Origin of the sequence: Xanthomonas sp. SHU 166, from assembly GCF_000364685.1 — a bacterium.
Lineage (GTDB): Bacteria > Pseudomonadota > Gammaproteobacteria > Xanthomonadales > Xanthomonadaceae > Xanthomonas_A > Xanthomonas_A sontii.
Window position 1 is genome coordinate 1 of sequence record NZ_AQOJ01000820.1, and the last position, 4,595, is coordinate 4,595.

The 4,595-nt window shown below is 69.6% G+C and carries 4 protein-coding genes; all 4 read right to left on the bottom strand.

What is annotated here, in order from left to right:
* Positions 1-113 precede the first annotated feature (113 nt).
* Positions 114-1,685: a M4 family metallopeptidase gene (locus D180_RS18840; RefSeq protein ID WP_043091347.1), complete on the bottom strand. Its 1,572-nt coding sequence runs from the start codon at positions 1,683-1,685 to the stop codon at positions 114-116.
* A 624-nt stretch (positions 1,686-2,309) separates the two neighbouring features.
* Positions 2,310-3,749, bottom strand: a complete 1,440-nt coding sequence (locus D180_RS18845; RefSeq protein WP_017914008.1) for a dihydrolipoamide acetyltransferase family protein — start codon at positions 3,747-3,749, stop codon at positions 2,310-2,312.
* Positions 3,746-4,096, bottom strand: coding sequence for an SH3 domain-containing protein (locus D180_RS18850; RefSeq protein WP_017910228.1), 351 nt, complete (start codon positions 4,094-4,096; stop codon positions 3,746-3,748). The genes D180_RS18845 and D180_RS18850 overlap by 4 nt, the downstream gene beginning before the upstream one ends.
* Position 4,097: 1 nt before the next feature.
* Positions 4,098-4,595, bottom strand: a 498-nt coding sequence (locus D180_RS18855; protein ID WP_043091348.1) for a transketolase C-terminal domain-containing protein, incomplete at its 5' end; no start/stop codon positions are given.

The following is a 4,595-nucleotide window of genomic DNA, read 5'->3' on the forward strand; positions in this document are numbered from 1 at the left end:
CGCCGCTCCTACGCGACAATCGGCGAGAGCAGCTGTTGCCAATCCCCAATCCCCAATCCCGAACTGCAACGCACGGCCATCCACGCGGATGGCCGTGCGCGTCCGTGCAGGCCTTACTGCGGGCAACTCACGCCAACGGCGGCGAAGGCATTGCGCACCGCGGTCACCGAGCGGCTCAGGTCGCTCGCGGCGGTCTGCACGCCGCAGGCGCCGCTGTTGAAGCTGGTGCTGGGCGTCCAGTACAGCTGGTTGGCGCGGGCGAATACCTCGAACGCGCTGCGCGTGTTCCAGCCGGAGGTGGTGGCCAGGGTGTAGAACGCCTTGTTGTAGACGCCCGAGGAGTAATGCACGTCCAGGCCGCTGCGGTAGTTGGCGGCGTTGTCGATCGAGCTGCCGTCCTGCGTCGGGTTGGCCATGTAGCGCAGCGCACCGTTGGCCTTGAAGATCTCGGTGCCGACCTTGAAGTCGTTCGTGCCCTTGAGGTAGTACTCGGTGGCCTCGCCGGCCATGTCCGAGAACGCCTCGTTGATGCCGCCGGACTGGCCGGAATAGGTGAGGTTGGAATGCTGCTCGGTGAAGCCGTGCGAAACCTCGTGGCCGGCGACGTCGGCGCTCACCAGCGGATAGAAGCGCGTGTTGCCGTCGCCGAAGTTCATCGTCGAACCGTTCCAGAATGCGTTCTCGTAGCGCGTGCCGTAATGCACGCGCATCACCAGCTGGAAGGTCAGCGGCGCCACGCCGACGTAGCTGCGGTACATCTTCTCGATCACGCCGCCGAAGTAGTGCGCGTCGTTGATCGGCGAGTAGGCGCCGTTGATGGCCTTGTAGGTGTTGCGCGGGCAGGTGAACTGGTACGCGGTGGTGCCGGAGCTGCCGCCGTTGAGGTTCACCGACTTGACGTTGCTGTTCTGCATGCGGCAGTTGTCGTCCACCTCCAGGAAGCCGTGGATGCTGTCGCTGCCGTACTCGTACTGGCCGGTCTTGGCGTTGCCGCCCGGGCCGGTGGCGTCGCGCGTGGTCAGCGCGTCCCACTGCTTGAGGATGGCGCCGCTGCGCGCATCCACGATCACGAACGGCCGGCTCGGCGCGCCGCCGTTCGGCGCATCGGCGAAGAACGACACCACGTAGGCCAGGTGCGCGCGGTCGCTGTCGTCGAGATAGATCATCTGCGGCGCCTGCGCGCGTTCGATGCGGCGCTCGGCCTGGGCCGCGCCCAGCGCGACGCGCTGGGCCAGCAGCAACGCACGGTCGGCCGTCAGCGTGGCGCTGGGCGCATTGGCGGCAGTCGCCGGCAACTCGCTGGCCAGCCCGGCCACCGAGCGGCCGAACAGGCTGCGCACGCTGCCGTCGGCGCGCTCGCTGACGATCACCTGCTCGCCCCACACCGGAATGCCGCGGAAAGTCTGCTGGTAGCGGCGGTGCACGGTGCCGTCGGCATCTTCGCTGCTGCCGAGCAGGGTCAGCGCGGACTCGGCGTCCAGCCCGATCAGTTCGGCATGGCGGACCGCGGGTGCGACCGGGATGCCGCCCACGCGCGCGGCGGCGCTGCGGTACTGGGTGCCGAGCGTGTCCGGATTCTTGGCGTGAAGATCCACGCGTTGCGCGGCGCTGGCGGAGGTGGCGGCGAGCGCGAGCAGCAGGGAGGGCAGCAGCACCGACGGACGATGATGACGTGGCAGAGTCATGAGCGGAATCCTCGAACGCAAGAAGGAAGGGCGCGCCGTCGCGGCAGCGGAGCGGCCGTGGCGCGATGCGTGGCATGACGTTCAGGGCAGTGCGGCCGATCGGCGCAGTGCCTCCCCCTGTGCAGCGACCATAACGGCGGCGTCGCGTCGCGTGGTAGACAGGTTGCGTTCAGGGTTTTTGCATCGAGCAGATGCCGTATCGCCGTAGCTGCGACGTGTGATGCGCAATCGCGCCAAGGTGGTTCGCCATCACGGTGCCTGCAGGTCGGCGGATGTGCACCGAATGCATGCGAAGCGATCGCAGCACCAATGCCGGACCGCCGGTAGCACTTGGTCCCTGCACTGTGGGAGGGGCTTCAGCCCCGACGCGCTGTGCTGGAATCGCTCGGGAGAGCATCCCGAAGTGTGTAGAGGACCGTAGAGAACACGCGCCCCTCTATGTCGCCGCTGAGGCATCCAATGCAGAACGGCCTCAATCGCGGTGCTTTTAGTTCGTCGCGTCGGGACTGAAGTCCCTCCCACAATTGGGGGGCATACCACCATGGCGGTGCATCTACTGCGTCTGCGCAGCAGATGCACCGTCTGGCGTCAGGCAGGTCGGCCGATCTGCAAGACGGCCGGCGCTCAGCCCGGCAGCGCCAGGTCGTCGATCATCGCGCGCAGGAAGCGCGCCGCTTCGCCGCCGGTGCAGGCGCGGTGGTCGAAGCTCAGCGACAGCGGCAGGATCTTGTGCGTTTCCACGCCGCCCATGACCGGCACCAGTTGATGGCGCGCACGGCCGGCGGCGACGATGGCCACGCACGGCGGCACCACGATCGGGGTGGCGTAGCGGCCGGCGAACATGCCGAAGTTGGACAGCGAGATGGTGTAGCCGCTCAGCTCCGAGGCCGGGATGCTGCGCGCCTCCACCTGCTGGCGCAGGCGGTTGATGCCTTCGCGCACGCCGCGCGCATCGAGCATGTCGGCGTTGCGCAGGGCCGGCACGAACAGGCCGTCGTCGGTGTCCACGGCGATGCCGATGTCCACGTGCGCGTGCAGGGTGCGGGTCAGCGCCTCGCCGTCGAACCAGGCGTTGAGCGCCGGCACCGCCTGGCAGGCGGCGACGATCGCGCGCACCAGGCGCCCGGTGGTGTCGTTGCCCGGCGTCCATGCGTGCAGGTCGGCATCGTCGTTGAGCGTGGTCAGCACCACCTGGCGCTGCGCCTCGGCCATCACCCGCGCCATGTTGCGGCGCACGCCCTTCAGCGGCTCGGGCTGGCCCTGCATGGCCACGCCTGGCGGCTGCGTGCGCATCGGCTTGCCGGCGGCGGAGAGCGGCGTGCGCGCAGGAGCGGCTTGGGGTGTGCGGGCCGGCGCAGGAGCGGCTTCAGCCGCGACGGCAGGGCTCCGTGCAGTCGCGGCCGAAGCCGTTCCTGCAGCGGCGCCGGCTTTCGCCGAACCATCGGCCGCAGCCTGCTTGACGTCGGCCAGGGTGACTGCGCCGTCGGCGCCGCTGGCACGCACGCGGCCCAGGTCCACGCCCAGCTTCTTGGCCAGGGCGCGTACCGCCGGCATCGCGCGTACGCCGCCGACCGACACGGCCTGCTCGCTGTGCACGGTGTTGGAACTCTGCATCGCCCCGACCACGGTGCCGGCATCGTCGCGCTCGCCCGCGGCCTGCGCGTTGTCGGCGTCGTGCAGTTCGCCGCCGTCGTCGGAGGCGACCACGCGGTCATCGGCCGCAGCGGTGTCCGCGCCGGCACCCTTGCCGGACGCGGCTGGTGCCGCGCCGCCATGGTGATGGCCGGTGTCCTGGCCTTCGGCGCGCTGCGGCAGGTTCGGGTCGGGCGCGAACTGCGCCAGCATGCTGCCGGTCACGACGATGTCGCCCGGCGCGCCGGCCAGCTTCAGCACCTTGCCGGAGACCGGCGAGGGCACTTCGACCACCGCCTTGGCGGTTTCCATCGACACCAGCGGCTCGTCCAGCCGAATGGTGTCGCCTTCCTTGACGAACCACTCGACGATGGTGGCGTCGGGCAGGCCTTCGCCCAGGTCGGGCAGATTGAAATTCTTGGTTTGGCTCATGTGGTCTCTTCCAGCAGTTCCAGGTCGCGTGCCGGCAGCCAGCCCTGCGTGCCGTCGGCGCGCTCGGCCCACCACCAGTCGCCGTATTCGTGATGCAGGACGACGGTGTCGCCCTGCGCGGCATCGAGTTCGCGCGCGTCGTAGTCGCGCATCGCCACGGCATGGCCGTCGCCGGTCGGCTGCAGCCAGGCCAGCGGCGCCCAGCCGGCGCTGCCGGCGGTGCCGGTGATCCAGACGAACGCCGGCCACTCTTCGTCGCGCACGCCCAGCGCGACCCGCTCGCCGGCGGCGATGCGGATCGGATGCGGATAGGCGGCGCGGTAATCGCTGATCAAACGTGCCTGCATATCAACCCGCGGCCATCGCCCGCTTGGCCGCGGCGACGATCTTGTCGGTGCTCGGCAGGTACTTCATTTCCAGCCGGAACAGCGGGATGTGGGTGTCGTAGCCGGTCACGCGCTGCACCGGCGCGACCAGGTCGTACATCGACTGCTCGGCCAGGCGCGCGGCGATCTCGGCGCCGAAGCCGGCGCTGCGCGGAGCCTCCTGCACGATCACGCAGCGGCCGGTGCGCGCCACCGATTCGGCGATGGTGTCGAAGTCCAGCGGGCGCAGCGTGGCCACGTCGATCACTTCGGCGCTGATGCCGTCGGCGGCGAGGCGGTCGGCGGCCTCCAGCGCTTCCTTGACCTGCGCGCCCCAGGCGACCAGGGTCACGTCGGTGCCGTCGCGCAGCACGAAGCACACGTCCAGCGGCAGCGCCTCGCCATCGTCGGCGACCACTTCCTTGTACTGCCGGTAGATGCGCTTGGGTTCCATGTAGATCACCGGATCCGGCTCCCCCCC

Coding starts and splice junctions, on each gene's coding strand:
- D180_RS18840 (WP_043091347.1), bottom strand. CDS start 1,685: ATGACTCTGCCACGTCATCATCGTCCGTCGGTGCTGCTGCCCTCCCTG.
- D180_RS18845 (WP_017914008.1), bottom strand. CDS start 3,749: ATGAGCCAAACCAAGAATTTCAATCTGCCCGACCTGGGCGAAGGCCTG.
- D180_RS18850 (WP_017910228.1), bottom strand. CDS start 4,096: ATGCAGGCACGTTTGATCAGCGATTACCGCGCCGCCTATCCGCATCCG.